This is a genomic window from Embleya sp. NPDC050493, from assembly GCF_044458105.1.
Lineage (GTDB): Bacteria > Actinomycetota > Actinomycetes > Streptomycetales > Streptomycetaceae > Embleya.
In genome coordinates, this window is the sequence record NZ_JBITHP010000001.1 from 592,045 (window position 1) to 618,334 (window position 26,290).

General features: G+C 70.7%; 28 protein-coding genes. 12 read left to right on the top strand and 16 right to left on the bottom strand.

What is annotated here, in order from left to right:
- Nucleotides 1-166 precede the first annotated feature (166 nt).
- The 5 genes from ACIBM5_RS02375 to ACIBM5_RS02395 form a co-directional block, all read right to left on the bottom strand.
- Complete coding sequence (locus tag ACIBM5_RS02375) at nucleotides 167-1,237, bottom strand: SIS domain-containing protein (RefSeq protein ID WP_396004971.1); 1,071 nt, start codon at nucleotides 1,235-1,237, stop codon at nucleotides 167-169.
- 367 nt (nucleotides 1,238-1,604) lie between these two features.
- Nucleotides 1,605-3,071, bottom strand: a complete 1,467-nt coding sequence (locus tag ACIBM5_RS02380; protein WP_396004972.1) for a glycoside hydrolase family 3 protein — start codon at nucleotides 3,069-3,071, stop codon at nucleotides 1,605-1,607.
- A 6-nt stretch (nucleotides 3,072-3,077) separates the two neighbouring features.
- Nucleotides 3,078-3,911, bottom strand: a complete 834-nt coding sequence (locus ACIBM5_RS02385) for a carbohydrate ABC transporter permease (RefSeq protein ID WP_391585156.1) — start codon at nucleotides 3,909-3,911, stop codon at nucleotides 3,078-3,080.
- Nucleotides 3,908-4,912: a carbohydrate ABC transporter permease gene (locus tag ACIBM5_RS02390; RefSeq protein WP_391585157.1), complete on the bottom strand. Its 1,005-nt coding sequence runs from the start codon at nucleotides 4,910-4,912 to the stop codon at nucleotides 3,908-3,910. Before ACIBM5_RS02390 ends, ACIBM5_RS02385 begins: the two co-directional genes overlap by 4 nt.
- Before the next feature lie 220 nt (nucleotides 4,913-5,132).
- Nucleotides 5,133-6,425, bottom strand: a complete 1,293-nt coding sequence (locus ACIBM5_RS02395; RefSeq protein WP_396004973.1) for an extracellular solute-binding protein — start codon at nucleotides 6,423-6,425, stop codon at nucleotides 5,133-5,135.
- 323 nt (nucleotides 6,426-6,748) lie between these two features.
- Between ACIBM5_RS02395 and ACIBM5_RS02400 the strand changes: the two genes are divergently transcribed.
- The 6 genes from ACIBM5_RS02400 to ACIBM5_RS02425 all read left to right on the top strand — a co-directional run bounded on the left by ACIBM5_RS02400 (nucleotide 6,749) and on the right by ACIBM5_RS02425 (nucleotide 12,178).
- Nucleotides 6,749-7,534 (top strand): GntR family transcriptional regulator, encoded by a 786-nt coding sequence (locus ACIBM5_RS02400; RefSeq protein ID WP_391585159.1) that lies wholly within the window; start codon nucleotides 6,749-6,751, stop codon nucleotides 7,532-7,534.
- A 207-nt stretch (nucleotides 7,535-7,741) separates the two neighbouring features.
- Nucleotides 7,742-8,467: a dethiobiotin synthase gene (gene bioD, locus ACIBM5_RS02405; protein WP_391585160.1), complete on the top strand. Its 726-nt coding sequence runs from the start codon at nucleotides 7,742-7,744 to the stop codon at nucleotides 8,465-8,467.
- A 5-nt stretch (nucleotides 8,468-8,472) separates the two neighbouring features.
- Nucleotides 8,473-9,507, top strand: coding sequence for a biotin synthase BioB (gene bioB / locus ACIBM5_RS02410; RefSeq protein ID WP_396004974.1), 1,035 nt, complete (start codon nucleotides 8,473-8,475; stop codon nucleotides 9,505-9,507).
- A 147-nt stretch (nucleotides 9,508-9,654) separates the two neighbouring features.
- Nucleotides 9,655-11,346, top strand: a complete 1,692-nt coding sequence (locus ACIBM5_RS02415; RefSeq protein ID WP_396004975.1) for an acetolactate synthase — start codon at nucleotides 9,655-9,657, stop codon at nucleotides 11,344-11,346.
- A gap of 23 nt (nucleotides 11,347-11,369) precedes the next feature.
- The gene (locus ACIBM5_RS02420; protein WP_396004976.1) at nucleotides 11,370-11,933 is read left to right on the top strand and encodes a GNAT family N-acetyltransferase; all 564 of its coding nucleotides are present in this window, start codon (nucleotides 11,370-11,372) and stop codon (nucleotides 11,931-11,933) included.
- Between the two features lie 50 nt (nucleotides 11,934-11,983).
- A complete protein-coding gene (locus ACIBM5_RS02425) occupies nucleotides 11,984-12,178 on the top strand; it encodes a hypothetical protein (RefSeq protein ID WP_020557291.1) in 195 nt (64 codons plus the stop codon).
- A 52-nt stretch (nucleotides 12,179-12,230) separates the two neighbouring features.
- Here ACIBM5_RS02425 and ACIBM5_RS02430 read toward each other — a convergent pair whose 3' ends face one another.
- The 5 genes from ACIBM5_RS02430 to ACIBM5_RS02450 form a co-directional block, all read right to left on the bottom strand.
- Nucleotides 12,231-12,446, bottom strand: a complete 216-nt coding sequence (locus ACIBM5_RS02430; RefSeq protein WP_355535427.1) for a biotin/lipoyl-binding carrier protein — start codon at nucleotides 12,444-12,446, stop codon at nucleotides 12,231-12,233.
- Nucleotides 12,447-12,800: 354 nt separating this feature from the next.
- Complete coding sequence (gene rsrA, locus ACIBM5_RS02435; protein ID WP_391585164.1) at nucleotides 12,801-13,121, bottom strand: mycothiol system anti-sigma-R factor; 321 nt, start codon at nucleotides 13,119-13,121, stop codon at nucleotides 12,801-12,803.
- Complete coding sequence (locus tag ACIBM5_RS02440) at nucleotides 13,118-13,753, bottom strand: sigma-70 family RNA polymerase sigma factor (protein WP_063744985.1); 636 nt, start codon at nucleotides 13,751-13,753, stop codon at nucleotides 13,118-13,120. The genes rsrA and ACIBM5_RS02440 overlap by 4 nt, the downstream gene beginning before the upstream one ends.
- Nucleotides 13,754-13,901: 148 nt before the next feature.
- Nucleotides 13,902-14,549 (bottom strand): alpha/beta family hydrolase, encoded by a 648-nt coding sequence (locus tag ACIBM5_RS02445; protein WP_396005110.1) that lies wholly within the window; start codon nucleotides 14,547-14,549, stop codon nucleotides 13,902-13,904.
- A 118-nt stretch (nucleotides 14,550-14,667) separates the two neighbouring features.
- Entirely contained in the window at nucleotides 14,668-15,438 is a 771-nt protein-coding gene (locus ACIBM5_RS02450) for an SOS response-associated peptidase (RefSeq protein WP_396004977.1), read from the bottom strand.
- A 69-nt stretch (nucleotides 15,439-15,507) separates the two neighbouring features.
- Here ACIBM5_RS02450 and aroA point away from each other — a divergent pair, with 69 nt between their 5' ends.
- Both aroA and rsgA read left to right on the top strand, forming a co-directional pair.
- Complete coding sequence (gene aroA, locus ACIBM5_RS02455) at nucleotides 15,508-16,785, top strand: 3-phosphoshikimate 1-carboxyvinyltransferase (protein ID WP_396005111.1); 1,278 nt, start codon at nucleotides 15,508-15,510, stop codon at nucleotides 16,783-16,785.
- A gap of 13 nt (nucleotides 16,786-16,798) precedes the next feature.
- Entirely contained in the window at nucleotides 16,799-17,839 is a 1,041-nt protein-coding gene (rsgA, locus tag ACIBM5_RS02460; RefSeq protein WP_391585166.1) for a ribosome small subunit-dependent GTPase A, read from the top strand.
- Between the two features lie 19 nt (nucleotides 17,840-17,858).
- On the opposite strand, the gene ACIBM5_RS02465 is transcribed toward rsgA, so the two are convergent.
- Nucleotides 17,859-18,374, bottom strand: a complete 516-nt coding sequence (locus ACIBM5_RS02465) for a DUF2231 domain-containing protein (RefSeq protein ID WP_396004978.1) — start codon at nucleotides 18,372-18,374, stop codon at nucleotides 17,859-17,861.
- A gap of 234 nt (nucleotides 18,375-18,608) precedes the next feature.
- Here ACIBM5_RS02465 and ACIBM5_RS02470 point away from each other — a divergent pair, with 234 nt between their 5' ends.
- Nucleotides 18,609-19,385, top strand: a complete 777-nt coding sequence (locus ACIBM5_RS02470) for a DUF4097 family beta strand repeat-containing protein (RefSeq protein ID WP_396004979.1) — start codon at nucleotides 18,609-18,611, stop codon at nucleotides 19,383-19,385.
- A 25-nt stretch (nucleotides 19,386-19,410) separates the two neighbouring features.
- On the opposite strand, the gene ACIBM5_RS02475 is transcribed toward ACIBM5_RS02470, so the two are convergent.
- The 4 genes from ACIBM5_RS02475 to ACIBM5_RS02490 all read right to left on the bottom strand — a co-directional run bounded on the left by ACIBM5_RS02475 (nucleotide 19,411) and on the right by ACIBM5_RS02490 (nucleotide 22,558).
- Nucleotides 19,411-19,956 carry a DUF2087 domain-containing protein gene (locus tag ACIBM5_RS02475; protein WP_391585169.1) on the bottom strand — a complete coding sequence of 182 codons (546 nt, stop codon included), beginning with the start codon at nucleotides 19,954-19,956 and terminating at the stop codon, nucleotides 19,411-19,413.
- Nucleotides 19,957-20,029: 73 nt separating this feature from the next.
- On the bottom strand, nucleotides 20,030-20,719 hold the full coding sequence (locus ACIBM5_RS02480; RefSeq protein ID WP_396004980.1) for an HAD family hydrolase: 690 nt from the start codon (nucleotides 20,717-20,719) through the stop codon (nucleotides 20,030-20,032).
- Between the two features lie 84 nt (nucleotides 20,720-20,803).
- The gene (locus tag ACIBM5_RS02485) at nucleotides 20,804-21,913 is read right to left on the bottom strand and encodes a ferritin-like domain-containing protein (protein WP_396004981.1); all 1,110 of its coding nucleotides are present in this window, start codon (nucleotides 21,911-21,913) and stop codon (nucleotides 20,804-20,806) included.
- Nucleotides 21,914-22,018: 105 nt separating this feature from the next.
- A complete protein-coding gene (locus ACIBM5_RS02490; RefSeq protein ID WP_396004982.1) occupies nucleotides 22,019-22,558 on the bottom strand; it encodes a hypothetical protein in 540 nt (179 codons plus the stop codon).
- Nucleotides 22,559-22,752: 194 nt separating this feature from the next.
- Here ACIBM5_RS02490 and hisN point away from each other — a divergent pair, with 194 nt between their 5' ends.
- A complete protein-coding gene (hisN, locus tag ACIBM5_RS02495) occupies nucleotides 22,753-23,550 on the top strand; it encodes a histidinol-phosphatase (RefSeq protein WP_391585173.1) in 798 nt (265 codons plus the stop codon).
- A 239-nt stretch (nucleotides 23,551-23,789) separates the two neighbouring features.
- Complete coding sequence (locus ACIBM5_RS02500) at nucleotides 23,790-24,191, top strand: cyclic nucleotide-binding/CBS domain-containing protein (RefSeq protein ID WP_391585174.1); 402 nt, start codon at nucleotides 23,790-23,792, stop codon at nucleotides 24,189-24,191.
- Between the two features lie 88 nt (nucleotides 24,192-24,279).
- Here ACIBM5_RS02500 and ACIBM5_RS02505 read toward each other — a convergent pair whose 3' ends face one another.
- On the bottom strand, nucleotides 24,280-25,737 hold the full coding sequence (locus ACIBM5_RS02505; protein ID WP_396004983.1) for a catalase: 1,458 nt from the start codon (nucleotides 25,735-25,737) through the stop codon (nucleotides 24,280-24,282).
- A gap of 123 nt (nucleotides 25,738-25,860) precedes the next feature.
- On the opposite strand from ACIBM5_RS02505, the gene ACIBM5_RS02510 reads away from it, so the two are divergent.
- Complete coding sequence (locus ACIBM5_RS02510; protein ID WP_396004985.1) at nucleotides 25,861-26,277, top strand: Fur family transcriptional regulator; 417 nt, start codon at nucleotides 25,861-25,863, stop codon at nucleotides 26,275-26,277.
- Nucleotides 26,278-26,290 lie beyond the last annotated feature (13 nt).

Sequence of the window (26,290 nt, forward strand, 5' to 3'; positions counted from 1 at the left end):
AATCGCCGCCACGCCGGGCGCCGCCGGGCCGGAGCAGGCCCCCTCGAAGCCCCTGAAACCCCAACCTCCGCACCGAACGCCACGGTGGAGCGGGTGGGTGAACAACCCGAGCCACCCACCTCGCAACCACACCCACCGAACCCATCAGGGCCATGCGGCCACGAACTCAGTGGGTCTCCGTCACCTTGGCGAGCGCACGGGGGGCGTCCGGGTCGAGGCCTCGGGCCATGGTGACCTCGTAGGCCAGCAGTTGGAGGGGGATGATCTCCAGGATCGGCTGGACCTCCTCGGCCACGCCCCCGGGGAGGACGAAGCCGGCCGAGGCCCGGCCGACCTGGTCGGCCGTACCGATCACCATCAGGTCCGCACCGCGGCCGCGCAGACGCTCCAGGACCGGCTGGAGCGCGTCGCCGCCCTTGCCGTCGGGGACGACCGCGATCACCGGGCTGACGTTGTCGACCATGGCCAGCGGCCCGTGCAGCAGGTCCGCGCCGGAGAAGGGCTGGGCCGGGATGTAGCTGGTCTCCATGATCTTGAGCGCGGCCTCCCGCGCCGTCGGGTAGCCGTAGCCGCGCGAGGTGATCACCAGGCGCTGCGCGAAGCGGTAGCGCTGGGCCAGTTCGGCGACCTCGTGCCGGCGGTCCAGGACGTCCTGGGCCAGCGTGGGCAGCAGGTCGGCCGGCGAGGTGTCGCCGCCGCGCAGGCCCTCGACGAACAGGTACAGCGCGAGCAGTTCCGCGGTGTACGTCTTCGTCGCCGGCAGCGCCTTCTCCGGGCCGGCGAGCACGTCGATGTGGAACTCGGAGACGGCGGCCAGGGCCGAGTCCGGGTTGTTGGTCACCGCGAGGGTGATCGCGCCGGCCTTGCGGGCCGCCTCGGTGGAGGCGACCAGGTCGGGCGAGCCGCCCGACTGGGAGACCGTGATCACCAGGCAGTCGGTCAGGTCCGGCTTTGCGCCGTAGGCGGTGGTCGTGGACATCGAGGTGAGCCCGGCCGGCTTGCCCAGCAGCACCTCGATCAGGTACTTCGCGTACAGCGCCGCGTTGTCGCTGGTGCCGCGCGCCGTCAGCAGCACGAAGCGCGGGTTGCGCGCGGCGATCTCGGCCGCGATGGCCCGGATCGTCGGAGCGCCCTCGGCCAGGATCCGGCGCAGGACGGCAGGCTGCTCCGCCATCTCGGCGGACATGATGGTGCCCCGGTCGGGTCCCAGGGCGTCACGGTCGTCGGTGGCGGACATGGTGCGGCCTTCCGTTGGTTTCATGTGGTGCTTTGCGGTGGTTGCCAGCTGTGGTGCGTGAGTGCTTGCAGTATTTTTCGAGGTGCCGGAGGCTTCGCTCAGCCGGGCAACCCGGACGGCTCGGACAATCCACGCGGGACACGCAGGCCCTCGGTTCCCGGCCTCGCCTGGTACCCGGGCTCCCCACCCAGGCTCCGTCTACCCAGCCCCTGGCCGCCGACTCCCGATGTCGGGCTCCCGGAGCCCGGCCCCAGTCTCCGGCCCCCCGGTGTCGCGCCGGTTCACGGCGTCCGGACGCATCGTGTCGAACGGGTTCACAGCGTCCGGACGCATCGTGCCTGTCGACGCTCCGGGTCGATCCGGGCCGTCAGCCCAGCCGGCGGCCGGTCAGGATCTCGGCGGCGGCGATGCCGCAGACCGTGGCGGCGCCGTGCGTGGCGAGGTGGGCGGTGCCCGGAGTGGCAGCTCCGGGGATGCCCATCTCGACCACGACGGCGTCCGGCCGCGCGGCGAGCAGGCTCGCCACGATTTCGCCGGCCCACTCGTGGTGGTCCAGGTTGCGGACCACCAGGATCAGGGGGCGGTCGGTCGCCGCGCGCAGCACCTCGTCGATCAGCTGCGGCTCGGCCGTCCGGGCCCGGGTGACGGTGGTGCCGGGCAGGGCCTCGGTCAGGACCGGGGCGATACCCCACGGGGTCTGCTCGCCGACCGCGATGTTGGCGGTGGGCGACAACTCGACCACGTGTGCGGGGGTGCTGATCGGCGTCACCGTGCCGGTCACCCGCACCGCGCGGCGGGCCGCGTCCAGGCCGAGCGCGTAGTCGACCGGTTCGGCCGCGCCGACCTTGGCCCACGTGGCCAGCTCGTGGACCCGGGTGGCCGCGTCGACCAGGCGCTCCTCGGCGAGCCGGCCCTCGCGGACCGCGTTCACCAGCGCGTCGCGCAGGTGCAGCACGGTCTCCTCGTCGCACAGCCCGCCGCCCACGCACACCGCGTCGACACCGGCCGCGATCGCACGCACGGTGCCGTCGGCGATGCCGTAGGTGTCGGCTATCGCGCCCATCTCGATCGCGTCGGTGACGATCAGGCCGGTGTAGCCCAGTTCCTCGCGCAGCAGCCCGGTCATGATCTTGCGGGACAACGTCGCGGGAAGCTCGGTGTCGTAGGCGGGCAGCACGATGTGCGCGCTCATGATCGCCTTGCTGCCCGCCGCGATGCTCGCGTGGAACGGGACCAGCTCGCGCGCGGCCAGCGTCTCGCGCGAGGCGTCCACGCGCGGCAGCCCGTGGTGCGAGTCCATCGCGGTGTCGCCGTGCCCGGGGAAGTGCTTGACGCACGCGGCCACGCCGGCGGCCTGCAGGCCGGTCACGTACGCGGCGGTATGCCGGGCGACCAGCTCGGGGTCGGACCCGAAGGACCGCACGCCGATGATCGGGTTGTCCGGGTTGGAGTTGACGTCGGCCGACGGCGCCCAGTTGAGGTTGACGCCACACGCGGCCAGCTCACGGCCCAGCCCGCGGGCGACCGCCTCGGTGGTCGCGGTGTCGTCCACCACGCCGAGCGCCAGGTTGCCCGGCCAACGGCTGCCGGTGTTCACGTGGATGCGGGTGACGTCGCCGCCCTCCTCGTCGATCGCGACGACGAGGTCGGGGTTCTCCCGGCGCAGTTCCTCGGTCAGTGCGGTGACCTGCTCGGGGGTCGCGATGTTGCGACCGAACAGGCCCACCGAACCCAGTCCGCCGGCGATGTGGTGCCGCAGCCACCCGGGCGCGGTCAGGCCGTCGAACCCGGGCTGCAGGACGGCGAGCGCAAGGCGCTCGAGACGTTCGGACATGGTCGATCAGCCCTTTACCGCGCCGGAGGTGAGACCGCCGGTGACCTTGCCCTGCAGGACCAGGAAAATCGCAAGAACCGGAAGCATGAACAGGGTGGAGGCGGCCATGATGGCGCCCCAGTCGATGGTGATTCCGTTGCTGAACGAGTTGAGCCAGGTCGGCAGCGTGCGCTGCTCCGGCTTGTTCAGCAGCAGCGCGTTGGCGAACGCGAACTCGTTCCACGCGGTGATGAAGCCGAACAGTGACGTGGACAGCAGACCCGGGGCCAGCAGCGGGAAGACGATCTTGCGGAACGCGGTGAACCGCGAACAGCCGTCCACCCGTGCGGCCTCTTCCAGCTCGACCGGAATGCCGCCGAGGAAGCCGCGCAGGGTCACGATCGAGAACGGCAGCGTCATCACGAAGTAGATCGCGGTGAGCATCGGCAGCGAGTCGAGCAGGTCGTTGTCGCGCGCGATCAGGTACATCGGGATCATCAGCGCTTCCCACGGCGCCATCTGCGCGATGAACACCATCAGGATGAAGGGCGCCCGGCCCTTCCACTGCATCCGGGCCACCGCGAACGCGGCGAAGCACGCGACGATCAGGGCCAGGAGCACGCCCACGCCCGCGACCAACAGGCTGTTGCGCCAGTAGTCCCAGAAGTGCGGTTCGCTGGTCGCGGTGTCGAAGTTGTGGAACGAGATCGAGCTGGGCAGGAATTTCGGCGTTGCCGACTGGATGTCCTTGGCCGGCTTGAACGCGGTGAGGATCATCCAGTAGACCGGGAAGATCGACACGGCGAATACCAGCAGCGCCGCGATGTTGAGCGGAATCCGCTTCAGGGTGCGCGCCTTCACTTGTCGGCCTCCCGTTCCTGCTTGAACATCTGACGGAAGTAGAAGACGAGCATTACGGCGAGGATCACCACGGTGATCGTGGAGATCGCCCCGGCCATGTCGAACAATTTGGCCGACATGCCCTGCTGGTAGGCGTACACGGGCAGCGTGCGCACCTCGTTGATCGGACCGTTCTCACCCGCGATCGCCCAGATCTGGGCGAAGGACTTGAAGATCCAGATCACTTCGAGCGAGGCCACCAGCGCGAAGATCGGGCGCAGGATCGGGAAGGTGATCGAGCTGAAGATCCGCACCGGGCCCGCGCCGTCGAGGCGGGCCGACTCGTAGATGTCGGTGGAGACCGTGGTCAGACCGGCGTACAGGGTCAGCGTCGCGAAGGGGATCGACTGCCACACGATGAGCAGGGTGACCACCGTCAGGGTGGATCCGGCGTGCCCGAACCACGTGTAGCCCTCGTAGTCGAAGCCGAGCTTGACCAGCGCCCAGTTGACCACGCCGTTGTCGGAGCGGAAGAGCCACTTGAAGATCGTGGTCGCGGCGATGACCGGCGTCGCCCAGGCGGCGACCAGACCGATCAGCACCACGATGCGCATGGACTTGCCGAGCTTCATCAGCATCAGCGCGCACAGTGTGGAGATCACCATGATCGCCACGACGTTGACCGCGGTGAAGTAGAACGTACGGCGGGTGACTTCCCAGAATTCGCTGTCCTTGAGGATCTCCTGGTAGTTCTCCCAGCCGACGTAGTCGGCCGATCGTGAGATCAGCTGCTTGAAGCGGTAATGCTGGAACGACAACATGACGTTCCGGACCACCGGATAGAACAGCAGGAAGACGATCCCGAGGATCGCGGGCGCGACAAGAAGGTATGGGGTGACCGACTTGACGATCCCCGACGGCTTGCGTGGGGGCTTCGTTGCGCGTCTGGCGCCGGAGGGCGCCTGGTTGCGCGGGGGCTGCGTAGGTGTCGCGACCACCGCATCTGCCTTGGAGGCTGACACAGCTGCCTTCCCGTTGTTCGGTGTCGGGGGTCTCCGGCCCGTCCGGCCCGGTGGCGGGACGTGGCGAGAGCGCGGAGCCGGCGACGGGGGTCCGCCGGCGGGCCGCGCCGGGTGGGCCGGGCCGGTCCCGCCCCGGGGGAGTGCCCCGCGGCGGGAACCGACCGTTCGGCCCGACTGCGCTTCACCCGATCCGCTCGGCGGTTCGGGTGCACGCGTCAGGTCAGTTCTTGGTGTTCAGCGTCTTCTCGATCGACGCGTTGGCTTCCTTGCCGGCCGCGGCCGGGTCGTTGCCGGTCATCACCTTGGTCAGATACGCCTTGATCGGGTTGTTGTCCTCGACCGAGGCCCAGTTCGGCGAGTTGGGGGTGGCGAAGCCGTTCTTCGCGCCCTCCATCATCGCCGCGCCGCCCGGGTCGGCCGTGACGGCGCCGGCGAGGGTGGTCTTGTTCGGGAGCTGCTTGGTCGCCTGCGCGAGCTTGGTCTGCCACTCGTCGCTGTTGATCAGCTTGATGACGTCGTAGGCCAGGTCCTGGTTCTTCGACGCCTCGGGGACCATCAGGTCGGAACCGCCGGTCAGCGCGGCACCGGCCTTGCTCGCGTCCTTGCCCGGGATCGGGAAGAAGCCGAACTTGTCCTTCAGGGCCGGGTTCGACTTGATGATCGTCTCGGCCTCGGCCGGAACGGCGATGAACTGGGCGATCTTGCCGCCGTCGGCCGCGACGACCTCGGGCTGGGTCTTCTCGTCGCCGTCCTTGGCGGCCTTGCCGAGCGCCTGGAGCTCCTTGTAGAAGGCGGACGCTGCGGTGGCCGGCGCGCCGTCCAGGTTGGCCTTCCACGCGCTGCCGGACTTGGTCGCGATGTCCGCGCCCTCGTCCTTGAGCAGGCCCGCGTAGAAGTACCAGTTCTGCCCCGGCAGGTAGATGCCCTGTTGGTCGCCGGTGTTGAGCTTCTTGGTGGTCTCGATCCACTCGGCGCGGGTCTTCGGCGGCTGCACACCGGCCTTGGCGAAGAGTTCCTTGTTGTAGATCACGACGCGGTTGGCGGCGTAGAACGGGATGCCGTAGGTCTTGCCGTCGACCTTGCCGGGCTCGGACAGGCCGGTCAGCCAGTCCTTGCCGCCGAGCTCGGTGACCTTGGAGCTGAGGTCCTTCAGACCGCCCGAGGCGCCGTACTGGGCGATCTGGGTGTTGCCGGCCTCGACCACGTCGGGGGCGTCGTTGCTGGCGAGCGCACCGGTGATCTTCTGGCCGATGCCGTTCCACTGCTGGATCTGCACGTCCAGCTTGGCGCCCGGGTGGTCCGTCTCGAACTTCGCCTTGAGCGCGGCGATGTAGTCGTCGGGTGCGGAACCCTTCATCAGCCAGACCCGAACGGTCTTGCCGTTGGCCGCGGCCGGCGCGTTGGAAGCCGCCGGCTTGTTGTCCTTTTTGTCATCGCTGCTGTCGGATCCACAAGCGGCAACACCGGTCAGCGCCGCCGCGACACCGGCCGCGACGAGAAGACGACGCTTCACTACATCCTCCTCAGGATGTCGGGCACCGCAGTTCGGTATGGAGTTGCCGATGTCCCCCGTCGGATCCGTGTGGTGCGCGGATCGACCGAGTCCCCCACTGGGGAGGGGACTCGAATGGGAAAACACTGACGCACCAGGGACGAGGGTTGCGCGGTGACCATCAATGGTTTAGACCATTTCGGAGGTTGGCATAGACCAATTGGGGTGTCAAGGTTCCGTAGACGGCGAACCCGCGCCGTTATCGGACCGACATCCGCACTCCTGGTCCTGGGGGGATCGGTGGTCGTGCCACGATGGGGACCGAACGTGTCAGGAGGGCACCGGTGACGGCGGAACACGCGATCACAACCGCGGCGGACAGTGTGACGGCAGGAGGCGACCCCGGCCTCGAGCCGAGCGCGCGCGTGCCGAAGTACTACCGCCTCAAGCGCCATCTTCAGGAGCTGACGAACACCCAGCCACCAGGCACACCCGTGCCGCCGGAACGCACCCTCGCGGCGCAGTTCGACATCTCCCGCACCACGGTGCGACAGGCCCTTCAGGAACTGGTCATCGAGGGCCGGCTGGAGCGCGCCCAGGGCCGGGGCACCTTCGTGGCCAAGCCGAAGGTCGCGCAGAGCCTCCAGCTGACCTCCTATACCGAGGACATGCAGGCCCAGGGCCTGGAGCCGACCTCTCGGCTGATCGAGATCGGCTACATCACGTGCGACGACCACCTCGCGGAGCGGCTGGCGATCCGGCCCGGCAACCGGGTGCTGCGGATAGAGCGCCTGCGGCTGGCCAACTCGGAGCCGATGGCGATCGAGACCACGCACCTGTCCACCAAACGTTTCCCGGGTCTGCGCAAGCACCTGGCCAAGCACAACTCGCTCTACCGGGCCCTGTCCGCCGGCTTCGACGTGCACCTGGCCGAGGCCGAGGAGACGATCGAGACCGCGATGGCCACCCCGCGTGAGGCGGGGCTGCTGGGCACCGACGTGGGTCTGCCGCTGTTGCTGCTGTCCCGACACAGCTTCGACACCGACGGCGAGCCGGTCGAGTGGGTCCGTTCCGTGTACCGGGGGGATCGGTACAAGTTCGTCGCCCGGTTGCGCCGCCCGCAGGAGTGAGACCGGGCACCTCGCCCGTGCGCATGCCATCGGCCGGACGGCCCGGTTCCACCCGGGCCGTCCGGCCGATCGCCGTTCGCTCCCACAGCCCGTGCACCGGGCCGCCCGTACGGCGGTCACGCCGCCTCGCCGAGCCGGGCCCGCAGGGCGGATGCCCGGCGTCGCGGTGCTCGGCGTGCGATGGAGGACAGGCCCTAGGCTCACGCCATGAGCGTTCTCGTGGTGACCGGTACCGACACCGGGGTGGGCAAGACGATCGTCACGGCGGCCGTCGCGGCGATCGCGGCGGTGCGGGGCGGCACGGTGGCCGTGGTCAAGGCCTCGCAGACGGGCGTGGGGCCGAACGAGGCGGGCGACCTCGCCGAGGTGCGGCGCCTGGCCGGGGTGACCGATCTGCACGAGTACTCGCGCTATCCCGACCCGCTCTCCCCCGCCGCCGCCTCCCGGGTCTCCGGCCTGCCGCCGGTGGACCTGTACGGCGTCGCCGACCGGGTCCGCGCGCTCGCCAAGGAGACCGACCTGGTCGTCGTCGAGGGCGCGGGCGGCCTGCTCGTGCGCTTCGACGACGAGGGCACCACGATCGCCGACCTCGCCCACGAGCTGAAGGCCGGCGCGCTGGTGGTGGCCCGGCCCGACCTGGGCACGCTCAACCACACCGCGCTCACCCTGGAGTCGATGGCCCATCGGGGTGTGGATCTGGTCGGCGTGGTGATCGGTTCCTGGCCCGCCGAGCCCGACCTGGCGATGCGGTGCAACGTCCGGGATCTGGAGACCCTCGCCGCCCGGCCGCTGGCCGGTGTGCTGCCCGCCGGCGCGGCCTCGCTGCACCCCGCCGACTTCCTGCTCACCGCCCGCGCGAGTTTGTCGCCGGCGCTGGGCGGTACCTTCGACCCGGCCGCGTTCCGCGCCATACAGGATCCGACCGCAAGGTGAGCGACATGACGGAAACCCTCGACAGTGACCGTACGCAGACCGTGAACGACGACATCCTGGCCGTGGCCCGGCGCCAAGTCCTCGACCGGGGCGAGGGCCTGAGCGCCGATCAGGTGCTGGCCGTGCTCGAACTTCCGGACGACCGCCTCGAAGAGCTGCTCCAACTCGCCCACGAGGTCCGGGTCCGGCACTGCGGGCCCGAGGTCGAGGTCGAGGGCATCGTGTCGGTCAAGACCGGCGGCTGCCCCGAGGACTGCCACTTCTGCTCCCAGTCGGGTCTGTTCCCCTCCCCCGTGCGCGCCGCGTGGCTGGACATCCCCTCGCTGGTGGAGGCCGCCAAGGAGACCGCCGCGACCGGCGCCACCGAGTTCTGCATCGTGGCCGCGGTGCGCGGCCCGGACGAGCGCCTGATGAAGCAGATGCGCGAGGGCGTCGCGGCGATCCGCGCGGCCGTCGACATCAACATCGCCGCGTCGCTGGGCATGCTCACCCAGGAGCAGGTCGACGAGCTCGCCGACATGGGCATCCACCGCTACAACCACAACCTGGAGACGGCCAGGTCGTACTTCACCAACGTGGTCACCACGCACACGTGGGAGGAGCGCTGGGACACCCTGCGGATGGTGCGCGCGGCAGGCATGGAGGTGTGCTGCGGCGGCATCGTCGGCATGGGCGAGTCCGCCGAACAGCGCGCCGAGTTCGCCGGTCAGTTGGCCGAGCTGGAGCCGGACGAGGTGCCGCTGAACTTCCTCAACCCGCGCCCGGGCACCCCGTTCGCCGACCAGGAGGTGCTGGAGCCGCGCGAGGCGCTCAAGATCATCGGCGCCTTCCGGCTCGCCCTCCCCCGGACCATCCTGCGCTACGCGGGCGGCCGGGAGATCGCGCTCGGCGACCTGGGCACCCGCGAGGGCCTGCTCGGCGGGATCAACGCGGTGATCGTCGGCAACTACCTCACCACCCTGGGTCGCGCCGCGGACGCCGACCTGGAGCTGCTCAAGGAACTGAGCATGCCGGTCAAGGCGCTCAACCAGACGTTGTAGTGCCGGCGCGGCGAAGGCCGCCCCGACCCGCCGACGGCCGCACGATCCGGGGCCGTCGGCGGTTCGCCTCTTACTGACCGGTAGCGCACGCGGATAGGTTTCCCTGCGGCACGGGGCCCGCCGTGTCCACGGCGACGGAGGTCGGGCATGCGCACACGACGAGGGGCCGAGGAACGAGACCACGCCGACCGCACGGTCGAGGGGCACGGTGGCACGCTGGCCGTCGCCGCCGCCCGGGCGCACGGCATCGACACGATGTTCACGCTCTCGGGCGGACACGTCCTCCCGCTCTACGACGCCGCGGCCGGCGCCGCGCCGCCGATGCGGGTGGTGGACGTACGACACGAGCAGACCGCTGTGTTCGCCGCCGAGGCGACCGCCAAGCTCACCCGCCGGCCCGGCCTGGCCGTGCTGACCGCGGGTCCCGGCGTCACCAACGGGATCAGCGCGGTGGCCACCGCCTGGTTCAACGGCTCGCCGATGCTGGTGCTGGGCGGACGTGCACCCGCGTTCCGCTGGGGCTCGGGGGCGCTCCAGGAGCTCGACCATCCGCCGTTGCTGGCGCCGATCACCAAGCGTGCGGCGACCGTGCACGACACCGACCGGATCACCGCCGAGGTGGACGCCGCGCTGACCCTGGCGAACAGTCCGCACCGGGGTCCGGTCTTCCTGGACGTGCCGATGGACGTGCTCTACGACCGCGCCGAGGTGTCGCTGCCGGATCCGACGCCACCGGTGCCGGTGCTCCCGGACCCGGATCCGGTCGCCGAGGTCGCCGACCTGCTCGCCCGCGCGGCACGACCGGTGCTGGTGCTCGGCCAGGACGTGTGGATCGGCGGCGCCGAGCACGCCGCACGCCGGGCCGCCGAGACCATGGGGATACCGGTGGTGGCCAACGGGATGGGCCGCGGCGTGTTGCCCGCCGGCCACCCGCTGCTCGCCGGTCGGGCCCGGCTGACCGCCCTCGGCGGCGCCGACCTGGTGCTGGTCGCGGGCGCGCCGCTGGACTTCCGCTTGGGTTACGGCAGTTTCGGCGGCCGGGGCGGCGGAGCCCCCGCCCGCGTGGTGCACCTGACCGACGCACCCGCGGGGCCGACCGCGCACGCGCACTGCGCGATGACGCTCGCCGCGGACCTGACCGCGCTGTTCGACGCGCTGACCGCCGCGTGGGAGCGGGTCGGTCGGGTCGGCATGTACCGGATCTGGGCCGCGCACGTGCGCGACGCGGCACGCACCGCCGCGCAGTCCGACGCACCGCTTCTGGGTAGCCCCGGCCGGCCGATCCATCCGGCGCGGGTGCACGGCGAGTTGCTCCGCCGGCTCGACGAGGACGCCGTGGTGATCGGCGACGGCGGCGACTTCGTCTCCTTCGCGGGCAAGTACATCGAACCCGCCCGCCCGGGCGGCTGGCTCGACGCGGGCCCGTACGGCTGCCTGGGCACCGGCCTGGGCTACGCGCTGGGCGCCCGGCTGGCCCGCCCCGCGGCGCAGGTCGTGCTGCTGCTCGGGGACGGCGCGGCGGGCTTCTCGCTGATGGACGTGGACACCCTGGTCCGACACCGCCTGCCGGTGGTGCTGATCGTCGGCAACAACGGCTGCTGGGCACTGGAGAAGCACCCGATGCGCATGTTGTACGGGCACGACGTGGCCGCCGACCTGACCCCGGGCACCCGCTACGACGACGTGGTGCGCGCCCTGGGCGGCGCGGGCGAGACGATCACCCGCTCCGAGCGGATCGGCCCGGCACTGCGTCGGGCGTTCGACTCCGGCGTGCCGTACCTGCTGAACGTGCTCACCGATCCGGAGGCGGTCTATCCGCGCACGACCATGGGCGTGTGATTCACCGCGTAAACTGGACGGCTATGAGTCCTCCCCCTTCCGCCGCCGCGGCCCGAGCGCACGACCACCACCCCGCACCGGCCGGCGTCCGCATCCGCCAGGCCCGTGCGGAGGAGTACGAAGCGGTGGGAGACGTGACCGTCGCGGGCTACGCGGGCCTCGTCGCCGCCGACCAGGAGTACGTCAACGATCTGCGCAAGGCCGCGCACCGGGCGGAGAACTCCGAACTGCTCGTGGCCGTGGACGAGAGCAGCGGCGAGATCCTGGGCACCGTGGCGTTCGTGCTGCCCGGCAGTGCGTACGCGGAGGTCTCCCGGGAGGGCGAGGGCGAGTTCCGGATGCTCGCGGTCAGCCCGGCCGCCCGCGGTCGCGGCATCGGCGAGGCGCTGGTGGAGGCGTGCCTGGAGCGGGCCCGCAAATACCACTTCACCGCCGTCGCGATCTCCACCGTGTGGGACATGCGCGCCGCACACCGGCTCTACGCGCGGATGGGCTTCCACCGCGCACCCGAGCGCGACTGGTGGCCGGTGCCCGAGGTGGAACTGATCTGCTACCTCAAGGACCTGAGCGAGGCCCCGCAGGTCTAGGTGCCGCGCCCGACACCGGCAGCCCGTGGCGCAGGCCGTAATCTACGGCCGTGACCACCGATGCAGCCTTCTGCGACCACTGCGGCGAACAGCTTGCCGGCGCCGCGCACGACGACTGTGTGCGGCGCCGCGAACTGGAACCACCCCGCTATTGCGGTCGGTGCCGGCGACGGATGACCGTTCAGGTGACCCCGCGCGGCTGGACCGCCAAATGCGTCGAGCACGGCGTGCTCACGTCGATCTGACCCCCGCGGTCGGGCCGACGCAGCCACCCCGGCAGGGCGCTTCGCCGGGCTGCTACTCGATCACCGCGATCGGGTCGCCCTCCTGGATCACGTCGCCCTCGGCGACGGTGATGCGTGCGATGGTGCCCGGAAACTCGTTGAGGACCGGGATCTCCATCTTCATCGACTCCAGGATGACCAGGGTGCTGCCGGCCTCGACCGTGTCCCCCTCGTGGGCGACGACCTTGGCCACGTTGGCCACCATCTCCGCCAGGACCTGTTCGGCCATCGTCGTTCCTCCTTCGGGCCCGGGTCGGGCCGTTGCGAAGCGCGTACCGCGGGCGCGATGGCGCCCCGCCCGAAATCCAATCACGGGAAACCGTCCGCGGCGGCCGTCCCGCCGGACAGGGGTCGCCCGCGCATAGCGACGCCGGCCGCTCGGGCCACCGAGAACAGGCCGCGCCGGGAACGACGAAGGGGCGCATGCCGGGTTCGTCCCAGCATGCGCCCCTGCTTCAGCTCGTTCGGGTCGGCAGCCCGCCGACGTCGGCGCGGCGTTCGCATCGGCCCGGCGATTCGGCCCGGCGATCGAGGCACCGACGACCGAGGCACCGGCGGATCGACGCGGGCCCCACCGATCGCCTCAGGTGCGACCCGGGCGCTCTATCTCGACCACGCTCTCCTCGACCGAGACCCGCTGCGCGTCCACCTCGACGCGCACCAGTTTGATCCGCTCCAGCACCTTGTTGCGCAGCTCCGAGGGGACCTCGTCGCGCCCGCAGCAGCGGTGCACCAGCTCCTTCACCTGCTGCTCCAGGCCGTACTTGTCCAGGCACGGGGAGCATTCGTCGAGGTGCGTGCGGATGCTGGTGCAGTCCGCGTCCGCCAGCTCGTTGTCGATGTACTCGTACAGGTGCCCGAGGATCTCGGAGCAATCCACCTCGTGGTGGTCACCGCAGCTCATGAGTCCGAGCCTTTCCGGTCGGTGCCTGCGGGGACGAGGCCGCGCTCACGTGCGTAGTCGGCCAGCAGATCGCGAAGCTGGCGCCGCCCGCGGTGCAGGCGCGACATCACGGTCCCGATGGGAGTACCCATGATGTCCGCGATCTCCTTGTACGCGAAGCCCTCGACGTCGGCGAGATACACCGCGATCCGGAACTCCTCCGGGATCGCCTGCAGAGCCGTCTTCACGTCGGAGTCGGGCAGGTGGTCGAGCGCCTGCGCCTCCGCCGAGCGCAGTCCGGTGGACATGTGCGACTCGGCGCGGTGCAGCTGCCAGTCCTCGATCTCCTCCGCATGCGATTCCAGCGGCTGCCGCTGCTTCTTGCGGTAGGAGTTGATGAAGGTGTTGGTCAGGATGCGATACAGCCAGGCCTTGAGGTTGGTGCCCTCTTTGAACTGGTGGAACGACGCGTACGCCTTGGCGAACGTCTCCTGGACCAGGTCCTCGGCATCCGCCGGGTTGCGGGTCATCCGCAGCGCCGCCGAATACAACTGATCGAGGAACGGCAGGGCGTCCCGCTCGAACCGCGCGTCTTGCTGCTCCAAGGTCTCCGGTACGAGACCCACCTCCTTCAAGCCAGGAGTCGACGATATCGCCCGAGGCTGATCGGTGCCCGCACCCCACTCGGGCCAGGCGAGAAACGGTGCCTCGTTTCGGACAACCGAACCGGCGGCCTTGAGCATGGGAGCGACCTCCACTCGTCGACGCTTGACAGTTGGGGGAACACGTCGCCGAGACGGATCATTCCCGTGTGCTCGCGGCCACCAGCCAATCGCCGACACCCGCTGTGATCAGGGCCAACGCCGCTTCCTGGGTGATCTCGGCGCGTTTGGGGACGGCGAATCCGTGGTCCGCGAACGGCACCCGCAGCACGGTCGGACCGTCCGCCGGAAACTCGTCCGGCCCGCCGAAGGTGTCCCGCTCGCCCTGGACGACCAGGGTCGGCACGCCGGCGCCGAGCAGTTCAGCCAAGCGCGAACGCTCCGGCCGTCCGGGTGGATGCAGCGGGAAGGCCAGCGCGACCACACCCGCCACTTCCGTCTCACCCGCGGTGCGGCACGCGACCCGGGCGCCGGCGCTGCGGCCGGACCCGAACACCGGCAGACCCTGCGGGTTGCGCCCGGCGATCTCGGCGAGCACCGGAAGCCAGCCCGCGTCCAGGGTCTTGGGCGCGGGGGCCAGTCGCCGACCGGCCACCCGCCACGGCTGCTCGACCAGGGCGACATGCACGCCGCGCGCGGGCAGCGCCGCGGCGAGCGCGGCCAGGTCGCGCGCCTCGATCCCGCCGCCCGCGCCGTGGCTCGCCACGAACCACGCCCGGGCCGGCACCGTCGTCGCGCGCCGCAGGGTCACCCGCGCGACGCCGACCGGCGTCGCCACCTCGAACACCTCCGGCGGCCCGGCGGCGGCATCCGGCCCCACCGCGGCGCCCGCCGGGTCCGCGGCAGCCCCGTCGACCGGGCCGACCCGGTCGGTTTCGGCGGCTCGGTCAGCCTCGGCGGCTCGATCAGAAGAGCGTCGCGTCAACGGTGACCTCGTCCTCGGGGATCGCTTCGAGCAGGTGCGGTGCGTTGTTGCGGACGTTGTTGACGTCCGTCGAGACCGGATGCGCCGTCATGAACCCGGTGGGCGGGGGCACCAGCAGCCCGCGGACCTCCTCGGGCTCGGTCCACGCCGGGTCCAGCCACCCGTCCCACTTGTCCCGGGTCAGCACCAGCGGCATCCGGTGGTGGATCCGGGCCAGCTCGGGATCGGCGTCCAGGGTGAGGATCGTGCAGGTCCACAACCAGCCGAGCGGGTCGTCGTCGGCCCGGCTGCGGTCGCGCCACCATTCGTACAGCCCGGCGAAGGCCACCTCGGCGCCGTCCGCCGGGTGGATCCAGTACGGCTGCTTGCGCGAGGCGCCCTTGGGGCCGTCCGGCGCGGTCTCCGGGGTGTGCCATTCGAAGTAGCCGTCGGCCGGCAGCAGACACCGCCGGGCGGCGAACGCCTTGCGGTAGGCCGGCTTCTCGTGCACGGTCTCCGACCGTGCGTTGATCATCTTGGCGCCCATGCCGGGATCCTTGGCCCAGGACGGCACCAGGCCCCACTTGACCGGACGCAGTTGCCGGGCGGGCGCGCCGCCGGACTCGACCGGGCGTTCCAGGACGGCGTACACCTGCTTGGTCGGCGCGATGTTCCAGTCGGGAGGGAGCTCGTCCGCGGGGTCGAACCGATCGACCTCGAAGATCTCGACGAGGTCATCGGGACTCTTGCTGGACGCATACCGGCCACACATGGCGTCCAGGGTGCCACGTACGGAAAGCCAATCGGGGCGGGGGCCGCGAACGACTAGGCTTGGGACGTGATGTCTGCGTTGTGGTCTGCCCCTGTCGCCCCCGCTCCCGTGACCGCCACCGTCGAGGTGCCCGGGTCCAAGTCGGTGACCAACCGCGCCCTCGTGCTGGCCGCGCTCGCCGACGGCCCCGGCTATGTCCGCCGCCCGCTGCGCAGCCGCGACTCGCTGCTGATGGTGGCCGGCCTGCGTGCGCTCGGTGTGGTGATCGAGGACCGCGGCGCGGACTGGTACGTGCTGCCCGGCGGGCTGACCGGCCCCGCGACGGTGGACTGCGGCAACGCGGGCACCGTGATGCGCTTCCTGCCGCCGGTGGCCGCGCTCGCCGAGGGGCCGGTGCGCTTCGACGGCGACCCGCGCTCGTACGAGCGCCCGCTGGACGGCGTGATCAACGCGCTGCGCGACCTGGGCACCCGGATCGACGACGAGGGCGAGGCCCGACTGCCGATGACCGTGCTCGGCGGCGGCGGGGTCGAGGGCGGCGTGGTGCACATCGACGCGTCCTCCTCGTCGCAGTTCGTCAGCGCGCTGCTGCTGTCCGGGCCGCGCTTCAACCTCGGCGTCGAGGTCCGGCACACCGGCGGTTCGGTGCCGTCGATGACGCACATCGCGATGACCGTGGACATGCTGCGGGCGGCCGGTGCCCGGGTGGACGACGCCGAGCCGAACGTGTGGCGGGTCGCCCCGGGCGCGCTGCTCGGCCGCGACATGGTGGTCGAGCCGGACCTGTCCAACGCCGGCCCGTTCCTGGCCGCCGCGCTGGTCACCGGCGGTTCGGTGACCGTGCGGGACTGGCCGGAGTACACCACGCAGCCCGGTGACCGGTTGCGCTCGATCTTCACCGCGATGGGCGGCTCGTGCGCGCTCACCCCGGCCGGCCTGACCCTGACCGGGGGCGGTGCGGTGCACGGCATCGAGGCGGACCTGCACGACGTGGGCGAGTTGACCCCGGTAATCGCGGCGGTCGCGGCCCTGGCCGACGGCCCCAGCCGGCTGACCGGCGTGGCCCACCTGCGGCTGCACGAGACCGACCGGCTGGCCGCGCTGGTCAAGGAGATCAACGACCTCGGCGGCGACGTGAACGAGATCGAGGACGGCCTGGAGATCCGGCCGCGTCCGCTGCACGGCGGGGTGTTCCACACCTACGACGACCACCGGCTGGCCACCGCCGCCGCCGTACTGGGCCTGCTGGTCCCGGGCGTGGAAGTGGAGAACGTGGAGACCACCGCGAAGACCCTGCCCGACTTCACCGGCCTGTGGACGCGCATGCTGACCGCGCGACGCGGCTGAGGGGCCCGGGACGATGGCGGGACTCGGCTCCAACCGACGCAAGGACCTGGACGAGGACGACATCCGGATCCGTCCGGGCAAGCGCGGTTCGCGTCCGCGCACCAGGACCCGACCCAAGCACGAGGACGCCCGCGAGGGTCGTGTGCTGACCGTCGACCGCGGCCGGTACACGTGCCTGTTGGAGGACGAGGACGCCCCGGACCGCTCGATCACCGCGATGAAGGCCCGCGAACTGGGCCGCAAGGGCGTCGTGGTCGGCGATCGGGTCGCCATCGTCGGCGACCTCAGCGGCGAGGACGGCTCGCTGGCCCGGATCGTCCGGGTCGAGGAGCGCCGCAGCACGCTGCGCCGCACCGCGGACGACGACGACCCGTACGAGCGGATCATCGTGGCCAACGCCGACCAGCTCGCGATCGTCACCGCGCTGGCCGATCCCGAGCCGCGTCCGCGGCTGATCGACCGCTGCCTGGTCGCCGCCTACGACGCGGGCCTGGAGCCGCTGCTCGTGCTGACCAAGGCCGATCTCGCCTCGCCCGACGACCTGTTGGAGATGTACGGCGCGCTCGGCGTCGAGTACGTGGTCACCAGGAGCGAGTCGAACTGGGACCTCGACCCGATCCGCGCCCGCCTGGCCGGGAAGATCACCGTCTTCGTCGGACACAGCGGCGTCGGCAAGACCACCCTGGTCAACGAGTTGGTGCCGGACCACCAGCGGGCGGTCGGCCACGTCAACGAGGTGACCGGCCGTGGCCGGCACACCACCACGTCGGCGCTGACCCTGCGGCTGCCGGTCTTCGAGGCGGGCGAGGACCAGGGCTGGGTCGTGGACACCCCGGGGGTGCGCTCGTTCGGCCTCAACCACGTCGACCTCAGCCGGGTGATCAACGCCTTCCCCGACCTCGCCGCCGGCACGGAGGAGTGTCCGCGCGCGTGTTCGCACGACGAACCGGACTGCGCACTCGACGCGTGGGTCGAGGCCGGCCACGCGGACCCGGCCCGGCTGTACTCGCTGCGCCGGTTGCTGAGCACCCGCGAGCGCGACGAGGGCGACTGACGGCCGGTACCGGTTCGGGTCAGCGCGGTGCCGCGAGGCTGTTCTCGACCGTGTCGTGCCAGACCGCCTTGGATCCGGATTCGCCCACCCGCACCACCTGGACGACCGCGAACACCGCGGCCACCACGGTCAGCACGGCCACGATCGGAACCACGATCGGCGGTATCGTCCGCGGCCGGAAGGTCGCGGCGGCCCGGTGCCGCGCGACCAGCAGCAGCACGAGCGTGATGCCGAACAGGCCGAGCGTGTACCAGAGCATGTCCGCGCCCCGATCCACGTGGGTCTGTACCGCGGCGGCCCGTTGGCCCTCGGTGAGCCGGTCCAGCCGGGCGAGCAGTTTCTCGCCGCTCTCCTTCGCGACGAAGGTGGTCAGCGCGGCGACGGCGTCCAGGCCGACCACCCACCACCCGGCGCGCAGCAGCCACGGACGACGAACCGCCACGAGCACGCTCGCGATCGCCGCCGCCGGCACGACGACCACCGCCAAGTGCACGACCAGGACGTGGAGGGGCAGGCCGGAGACGGTGTCGAACATGAAGCGGCTCTCCTAAGCAGTCGGGGCCCGAGGGGAAAGCACGACCCTCGCACAGGGGAACGGCTCTGACACTGCCCGGGTTCAGTAGACGCCGAACACCCGCACCACCGGTCGGTCACGGTCCGCTCAGGGGGGCCAGCCCTACCTCCGGTTCGGGTGACCGCCGGATGCCGTCCCCCGGTCGGCCGCTCATACAGTTTGGGCAGCTTCGGATCACCTGTCGGGGAGAGTGTCATGAAAAGGCCGCTACGGACGTCACTGATCTTCTTCGGTGGGGTGTTCACCCTCGGAGGGATCCTGCTGGCGGCGTGGACCGGGATCACCCTGCTCTCCGCCCACGATGTGCACGCCACGAAGGTGTTCACCATCGGGTCCACCAACCTGGTCATCGACACCGACAACGGCGGGGTCACCCTCGAACGGGGCGAGCCGGGGAAGATCACCGTGGACCGACGGATCACCGACAGCGTCAACGGCCCCGACCCGAGCTGGACGCTGGAGGGCAACCGGCTCAAGCTGCGGCTGAACTGCCCGAGCTTCATGGGCGTCGGCTGCGGCGGGTCGTACAAGATCAGGATCCCGCTCGACATCCCGCTCAAGGTCTCCACGGACAACGGCTCGATCAACGCGAGCGGGCTGCGCCAGGACATGGAGTTCGCCACCAACAACGGGCACATCGACATCGACGACAGTGCCGGAAATCTGAGCCTGAGCACCGACAACGGTGGCATCGGCGTGTCCCGGGTCAGCGCCGAGCGGGTCTCCGTGCAAACGGACAACGGCGGCGTCCGGCTGCGCTTCGACACCCCGCCCACCAACGTGAAGGTGCGCACCGACAACGGCGGGGTCCGGATCAGCGTTCCGGACGACGAGAACAGCTATCGAGTGTCCACCGCGACCGACAACGGCGGGGTGCGCAACGAGATCGGCAACGACACGCGCTCGAACCGCGTGATCGACGTCCGCACGGACAACGGCGGCATCGACATGAACCGGGCGCCGGTCCGCTAGTGCCCGGCGCACCTCGGCGGGTCGTTCAGACCACGAACGACCCGCCCGTACGCCAGTACATCCCGCCCTCGCGGCCCAGGAAGCCCTCGTCCACGAGGTGCCTGCGCAGGGCGGCATGGTCGTCCATGAACCGGCGCAGCGTCTCCTCGATCTCGGCCTCGTCGTAGCGCACACCGGGCTCGAAGCTGCCCGCGACGTGATCCAGCACGACCAGCCGCTTGGCCCGCTGTACCGGCAACTGCCGGACCCGGCCCCGCGTGAGGTAGGTGCGCAACACGGCCGCCTCGGCCGGGCCGCGGTCGGCGAACGCGTCGTCCGGCTCCTCGCCCATGCCGGCCGCGGCCTGGGCCAGCGCCTCGGGGCACGCATGCCAGCCGTCGCCGGCCCGCGCGGCCAGACCGACGGACTCCAGCCGGGCCAGCACCTTGATCGTGTCCCGCAGCGGCAGCCCGGCCCGATCGGCGATCTCGGAGCTGAGATGAGCCTCCAGGACCAGCGCGGCGAACACCTTCAATCGGGCGTCGTCGGCGAGGAGACGGAGCAGTTCCGCAGGTTCGTCGGCCGGACCCATGGCTCAAGGGTAGGACTTTCGACGCCGCCCGGGACGGCTTGCCGAGCAGGATCACCCGGATGCATGCGCGATCTCAGTCGCCGCGTACGCCCAGTTCGTCGATGTGCGCCAGCAGGTCGCCCGGCTCGTCGTAGACCCGGAAGGCGTGCGCGCGTTCGAGTTCGTCCGCACCGTAGCCGCCGGAGAGCAGTCCCACGCCCAGCGAGCCCGCCCGGCGGGCGGCCAGCAGGTCCCAGATGCTGTCCCCGACCACCACGCACTGCGCCGGGTCGACCCCGAGCTTGGCCGCGCCGGCCAGGAACAGGTCGGGATCCGGCTTGGCCCGGGCGACCTCGTCGCGGGTGACCATCGCCAGGTCGGCGGGCGCGCCGAGCTTGGCCAACATCGGCTCGGCGCCGGCCCGCCGCCCACTGGTGGCGATGGTCCACGGGATGCCCACCCGGGTGAGGTGGCGCAGCAGCTCCGGGGCCCCGGGCAGCGGTTCCACGAACGGCACCCGGGCGGCGTAGTTGCGCCCGTGCGCGTCGGTGAGCGCCTCCACCTGCTCGGGCGTGAGGTCGATGCCCGTCTCGCGCTGGATGCCCTTGACGAACAACCCGCCGCTCATCCCGACCTTGCGGTGGATCCGCCACATCGCCAGGTCGATGCCGGCGTCGCTGAGCGCCTCCTGCCACGACATGACGTGGTGGTAGACGCTGTCGACGAGGGTTCCGTCGAGGTCGAAGACGAAAGCGGGCGGACGACTGCGTACAAGATCGGTCATGCCGAAAAATCTAGCCCGTTCCCGCGCGGGCGGCCCTCCCGTGCCGGATCACGGACACCGCGTCCGCGCGCCGCCGGGCCGCTTTCATCCGTCCGAGCCCAACTCCACCATGTCGGTGACCTCGGCGGCCCGGGCCCGTTCCTCCGCCCGGATGCGCCGGTCCCGGTCCAGCGCCTCGGCCTGGTCCTCGTCGTCGCGCATCATGTGCTCGACGTTCGAATCGCCCATGTCCAGCACGCCCATCTCGGCGAAGGTGGCGCGCACCTTCGGTCCCCACAGCCCGATGTCCTTGATGCACGGGACGATCCGGCTGAACAACAACCGGCGGAACTCGCGCAGGTATTCGGAGTTCTCGGTGGCCTCGCGCGCCTCGACCTTGTCGATTTGGAAGTTCTCCCACACCTCCTCGTCGCGCAGCCGGTCGCGCATCAGATAGCAACCCTCGACCACGAACTCCTCGCGCTCGCCGCGTTCGGCATCGGTCAGCTCGCGGTAATAGTCGCGCAGCGCCATCCGCCCGAAGGCCACGTGCCGGGCCTCGTCCTGCATCACGTAGGCCAGGATCTGCTTGGGCAACGCGACCGTGGTCAGGTCGCGCAACATCCCGAAGGCGGCCAGGGCCAGCCCCTCGATCAGCACCTGCATGCCCAGGTAGGGCATGTCCCAGCGGGCATCCGACAGCGTGTCGTCGAGCAGCGACTTCAGGCTCGGGTTGATCGGGTAGTACAGGCCGACCTTGTCCTTGAGGAAACGCGCGTACACCTCGGCGTGCCGGGCCTCGTCCATCACCTGGGTGGCCGCGTAGAACTTCGCGTCCAGGTCCGGCACCGACTCCGCGATCCGCGCGCTACAGATCAGGGCGCCCTGTTCGCCGTGCAGGAACTGGCTGAACTGCCAGGCGATGGCGTGCCGGCCCAGTTCGTCGCGCTCGCGCTGCGACATCATGTTCCAACTGCGCGTGCCGTACAGCGTGTGCAGTTCCTCGGGCATGCCCAGCGGGTTCGTCGGGTCCACCGGCAGGTCCCATTCGATCCGCCGGGCGGCGTCCCACTGCTTGTCCTTGCCCTTGGCGTACAGGGCGAGGAGCCGGTCCCGGCCCTCGTCGTACTCCCAGTTGAACCGGGCCGCCCCCGACGCGGGGACCTCCCAGACGGTCATGTCGGCGGGCAGCGCGTACAAATCGTGCGTCGACACGGGCGTTCTCCTCGCGAGAGACGTGTGACGTGCGGTCGGCGGTAGCCGTGTACCCGCTGTCCTACGCCCTCGGCGCGCCGACCGGAACCCCCGCGGGGCCATCGATTACCAGCGGGTAGCCTGCTCCGTCCGCGACGTTCCCTCGGCCGGCGCTCCCTTGGCCGGCGTACGCCGGGACGCGGTCCCGCTCTCGCCCGGAGTCGCGGGCGGCGCGCTCGGCTCGGGCGGGATCGACACGCCGGTCCTGGCCTGCGGGATGGCCGCCGCCGATCCGGCCGGGGTGCCCAGTCGGCTGCGCAGCCGCTGCCGGCGTCGACCCAGCGAGCGGGTCGCGGCCGGGCTGGCCCGGCGCACCTCCTCGGGCAGGGCGAACCACGCCTCCACGACGGCAAGCGCCTGGGGTCGCTCGCCGGCCCGCTCCAGCAGGTCGGCGGCGCGTTCGTAGGTCCACGCGGTACGCATCTCGGCACCGACGCCGTGCAGCAGGGTGCCCAGTTCGCGCAGTTCCTCGCGCTCCAATCGGTCCGCGAGCGGTGTGCCCTCCAGCGTCCAACCGTCCAGACTTCGACGCGGTTGGACGAGACCGGGTCCCGGTACGGCCTCTTTGCCGTGTGTTGTCCTGCGCCCGACCCCGAACAGTGCCATCGCGGTCCCGCACCCCCTCCGCCATCGACTCGTACCCGTAACACGCGTACGACCGATGAACGGTTGTCGACTGTCGCTGCTCGCGCTTCCTTGTCTGCATAACGAGCGTACGAGGCCGCGGCGACGGCGCGTAAGTGTGTCCGTGCGCGCGGGGCGTGCGCAAACGCGTCCGAGGCGCCAGTACTGTTCGTGTCATGCCCGGCTATGACGACGATCTGCGCTTCGCCCACGTCCTCGCGGACGCCGCCGACGCGACCACCATGGACCGCTTCAAGGCGCTCGACCTCCAGGTCGAGACGAAGCCGGACATGACTCCGGTCAGCGACGCGGACAAGGCCGCCGAGGAGATCATCCGGCACCAGCTCGGACGCGGTCGCCCCCGTGACGCGGTGCTGGGCGAGGAGTTCGGCTCGACCGGCCACGGGCCCCGGCGCTGGGTGATCGACCCGATCGACGGCACCAAGAACTTCGTCCGCGGCGTCCCGGTGTGGGCGACGCTGATCGCGCTGATGGACGGCGACGAGTCGGTCATGGGCGTGGTCTCCGCGCCCGCCCTGGGCCGTCGCTGGTGGGCCGCCAAGGGCGCCGGCGCGTGGACCGGCCGCAGCCTGTCCCAGGCCTCGCGCTGCCGGGTGTCGAAGGTGGGCGCGATCGAGGACGCCTCGTTCGCGTACTCCAGCATGGGCGGCTGGGAGGAACGCGGCCGGATGGACGACTTCCTCGACCTGACCCGCGCCTGCTGGCGCACCCGCGCCTACGGCGACTTCTGGTCGTACATGCTGGTCGCGGAGGGCGCGGTGGACATCTGCGCGGAGCCCGAGGTCAACCTGTGGGACCTCGCGCCGCTGTCGGTGATCGTCGAGGAGGCGGGCGGGCGGTTCACCTCGCTCGGCGGCACCCCCGGCCCGGCCGGCGGCACCGCGGCCGCGTCCAACGGCCTCCTGCACGACGAGTTGCTGGACCGGCTCGGCGATCCGCACGAGCAGGGCTGAAGGGTTGACGGGTTTGGCGAACGCCCGGCGTTCTTCGGTGAGTTTCGGCGGATTTCCACGGATTCGGAAGAACTGTCCGACCCCCGCTTGACTACTCCCTTCGAGTGAGTTGCCCGCTATACCTTCCCTTGACCTTCCCGGGCATGTGACCATGTGAAAACAGGGCTTGTGAACTTGTGAAATCTTTCCCGAGCGCACCCCCCGCCCTGACATCCACGCCCCGACGGAGGTGGTGTCACATGCTCGTCCGCGACGGCATGAGCACGATCGTTCTGACCATCGGCCCGGCCCACACACTTCGCGCCGCGGCGCGCCTGATGTCCGCCCGCCAGATCGGCGCGGCGGTGGTGATCGACCCGGACACGTCCGGCCTGGGCATTCTCACCGAGCGGGACATCCTGATGTCGATCGGTGCGGGCCAGAATCCCGACACCGAGTACGCCGGCGACCACCTCACCTCGAACGTGGTCTTCGCGACCCCGTCCTGGACGCTGGCGGACGCCGCGGCGGCCATGACGCGCGGCGGCTTCCGCCACCTGATCGTGCTCGACGGCGGCGACGTGCTCGGCATCATCTCGGTCCGGGACATCGTGCGCTGCCAGATCCGCGAGGCACAACGCGCCGAGGAGTTGGTCGGCTGACCGCGTCCGCGACACCGGATGCCGGACAGGGTGAGCGCCGCCCGGTACCGATGCGTGGCTCAGGTACCGGGCGGCGGTTCTCGGGGGGTCAGCCGCGCAGGTCCTTCACGGCGGCTGCGATCCGGTCGCCGTAGTCCTGATCGGCGGCCCGGAAGTGGCCCACGACGCGGTCGATGATGTCGTCGCGGGAGACCTGCGCCAGGAAGCCGGAGATGTTGGCCACCAGTCGGGCCTGCTCGTCCGCCGCCATCAGCCGGTACAGGTCGCCGGCCTGCACGTAGTCGTCGTCCTGAGCGTGCGCGGGGGCATCGTGCGTTCCGGTGAGGCCGGTCACCGCGGTCGACGCCCACAGCGGCACGCCGCTCTCGTACGGGCCGCCGAAGCTGTTCGGCTCGTAGTTCTTGGCCCGACCGCCCGGGTTGGTCGCCATGTGGCCGTCCCGCCCGTGATTGCGGGCGACGGTGGCGTGCGGCGCGTTGACCGGGAGTTGGGTGTGGTTGACGCCGACCCGGTAACGGTGCGCGTCGGCGTAGGCGAACAGCCGCCCCTGGAGCATCTTGTCCGGGCTGGGGCCGATGCCGGGCACGAAGTTGGCCGGGTTGAACGCGGCCTGCTCGACGTCGGCGAACACGTTCTCCGGGTTGCGGTCGAGCACCAGCCGACCGACCTCGATCAGCGGGTAGTCGGCGTGCGGCCACACCTTGGTCAGGTCGAACGGGTTGAACCGATAGGTCGCGGCCTCCGCGACCGGCATGATCTGCACCTTGAGCGTCCACGACGGCGCGGAGCCCGCGTCGATCGCGGTGAGCAGGTCGCGCTGATGCGAGTCGGCGTCGGCGCCGGCAAGAGCGGCGGCGGCCTCGGCGGTCAGGTTCCGGATGCCCTGGTCGGTCTTGAAGTGGTACTTGACCCAGAACGCCTCGCCCTGGGCGTTGACCCACTGGTAGGTGTGCGAGGAGAAGCCGTCCATGTGCCGGTACGACGCCGGGATGCCGCGGTCGCCGAACAGCCAGGTGACCTGGTGGATGGCCTCGGGCGAGTGCGACCAGAAGTCCCAGACGTTGTCCGCCTCCTGGCTGCCGGTGTACGGGTCGCGCTTCTGGGTGTGGATGAAGTCCGGGAACTTCAGCGGGTCCTTGATGAAGAACACCGGGGTGTTGTTGCCGACGAGGTCGTAGTTGCCCTCCTCGGTGTAGAACTTCACCGCGAAACCGCGCGGATCGCGCACCGCGTCCGCCGAGCCGAGGTTGCCGGCGACGGTGGAGAAGCGGGTGAACACCTCGGTACGCCGGCCCGGTTCGGCGAGGAAGTGCGCCCTGGTGAACCGGGACACGTCCGCGGTGACCTCGAAGTAGCCGAACGCTCCCGAGCCGCGGGCGTGCACCACGCGCTCCGGGATGCGCTCCCGGTTGAACCGGGCCAACTTCTCGATCAGGTACTGGTCCTGGAGCAACAACGGCCCGCCGGGGCCCGCGGTCTGGCTGTTCTGGTTGTCGGCCACCGGTGCGCCGGATTCGGTGGTCAACGTGTTCGGCTGCTGCGACATGGTCTGCGTCTCCCCTGGCGTTGCCCGTGCTGAGGTCCGGCACTCAACCTAGAGCCAAGTTTGGACTTTGTCCAGAACAATATTTAGACCAGTTCCAATCCAGGGACGTGTATCGTCGTGTACATGAGCGACCTTCTGGAACGACTGCGTGAGCGGGGATGGCGCCTGACCGCGCAGCGTCGCGTCGTCGCCGAGGTCCTGAACGGCGACCACGTGCACCTGACCGCCGACGAGGTACACGCACGTGCGGGCCTGCGCCTGCCGGAGATCAGCCGGGCGACCGTCTACAACACGCTGAGGGAACTCGTCACACTCGGCGAGGTGCTGGAGGTGGGCACCGACGGGCGGGCCAAGCGGTACGACCCCAACGCCCGCACCGCGCACCAGCATCTGGTGTGCCGCGTGTGCGGGACGATCCGCGACGTACATCCGGACTGCGACCCGATCGCCGGCCTCGCCGAGGCGGAGCGCTTCGGCTTCGACATCTCCGGAGTCGAGGTCACCTTCCGCGGCATCTGCCCGGACTGCGCGGGGGGCTGAACCCGCGCCCGGT

What these genes read in the sequence shown, in the direction of transcription:
- ACIBM5_RS02420 (WP_396004976.1), top strand. Translation starts at nt 11,370, where the DNA reads ATGAGTCCTCCCCCTTCCGCCGCCGCGGCCCGAGCGCACGACCACCAC.
- ACIBM5_RS02430 (WP_355535427.1), bottom strand. Translation starts at nt 12,446, where the DNA reads ATGGCCGAACAGGTCCTGGCGGAGATGGTGGCCAACGTGGCCAAGGTC.
- rsgA (WP_391585166.1), top strand. Translation starts at nt 16,799, where the DNA reads ATGGCGGGACTCGGCTCCAACCGACGCAAGGACCTGGACGAGGACGAC.
- ACIBM5_RS02470 (WP_396004979.1), top strand. Translation starts at nt 18,609, where the DNA reads ATGAAAAGGCCGCTACGGACGTCACTGATCTTCTTCGGTGGGGTGTTC.
- ACIBM5_RS02500 (WP_391585174.1), top strand. Translation starts at nt 23,790, where the DNA reads ATGCTCGTCCGCGACGGCATGAGCACGATCGTTCTGACCATCGGCCCG.
- ACIBM5_RS02375 (WP_396004971.1), bottom strand. Translation starts at nt 1,237, where the DNA reads ATGTCCGCCACCGACGACCGTGACGCCCTGGGACCCGACCGGGGCACC.
- hisN (WP_391585173.1), top strand. Translation starts at nt 22,753, where the DNA reads ATGCCCGGCTATGACGACGATCTGCGCTTCGCCCACGTCCTCGCGGAC.
- ACIBM5_RS02490 (WP_396004982.1), bottom strand. Translation starts at nt 22,558, where the DNA reads ATGGCACTGTTCGGGGTCGGGCGCAGGACAACACACGGCAAAGAGGCC.
- ACIBM5_RS02510 (WP_396004985.1), top strand. Translation starts at nt 25,861, where the DNA reads ATGAGCGACCTTCTGGAACGACTGCGTGAGCGGGGATGGCGCCTGACC.
- ACIBM5_RS02450 (WP_396004977.1), bottom strand. Translation starts at nt 15,438, where the DNA reads ATGTGTGGCCGGTATGCGTCCAGCAAGAGTCCCGATGACCTCGTCGAG.
- ACIBM5_RS02475 (WP_391585169.1), bottom strand. Translation starts at nt 19,956, where the DNA reads ATGGGTCCGGCCGACGAACCTGCGGAACTGCTCCGTCTCCTCGCCGAC.
- ACIBM5_RS02480 (WP_396004980.1), bottom strand. Translation starts at nt 20,719, where the DNA reads ATGACCGATCTTGTACGCAGTCGTCCGCCCGCTTTCGTCTTCGACCTC.
- bioD (WP_391585160.1), top strand. Translation starts at nt 7,742, where the DNA reads ATGAGCGTTCTCGTGGTGACCGGTACCGACACCGGGGTGGGCAAGACG.
- ACIBM5_RS02465 (WP_396004978.1), bottom strand. Translation starts at nt 18,374, where the DNA reads ATGTTCGACACCGTCTCCGGCCTGCCCCTCCACGTCCTGGTCGTGCAC.
- rsrA (WP_391585164.1), bottom strand. Translation starts at nt 13,121, where the DNA reads ATGAGCTGCGGTGACCACCACGAGGTGGATTGCTCCGAGATCCTCGGG.
- ACIBM5_RS02380 (WP_396004972.1), bottom strand. Translation starts at nt 3,071, where the DNA reads ATGTCCGAACGTCTCGAGCGCCTTGCGCTCGCCGTCCTGCAGCCCGGG.
- ACIBM5_RS02505 (WP_396004983.1), bottom strand. Translation starts at nt 25,737, where the DNA reads ATGTCGCAGCAGCCGAACACGTTGACCACCGAATCCGGCGCACCGGTG.
- aroA (WP_396005111.1), top strand. Translation starts at nt 15,508, where the DNA reads ATGTCTGCGTTGTGGTCTGCCCCTGTCGCCCCCGCTCCCGTGACCGCC.
- bioB (WP_396004974.1), top strand. Translation starts at nt 8,473, where the DNA reads ATGACGGAAACCCTCGACAGTGACCGTACGCAGACCGTGAACGACGAC.
- ACIBM5_RS02415 (WP_396004975.1), top strand. Translation starts at nt 9,655, where the DNA reads ATGCGCACACGACGAGGGGCCGAGGAACGAGACCACGCCGACCGCACG.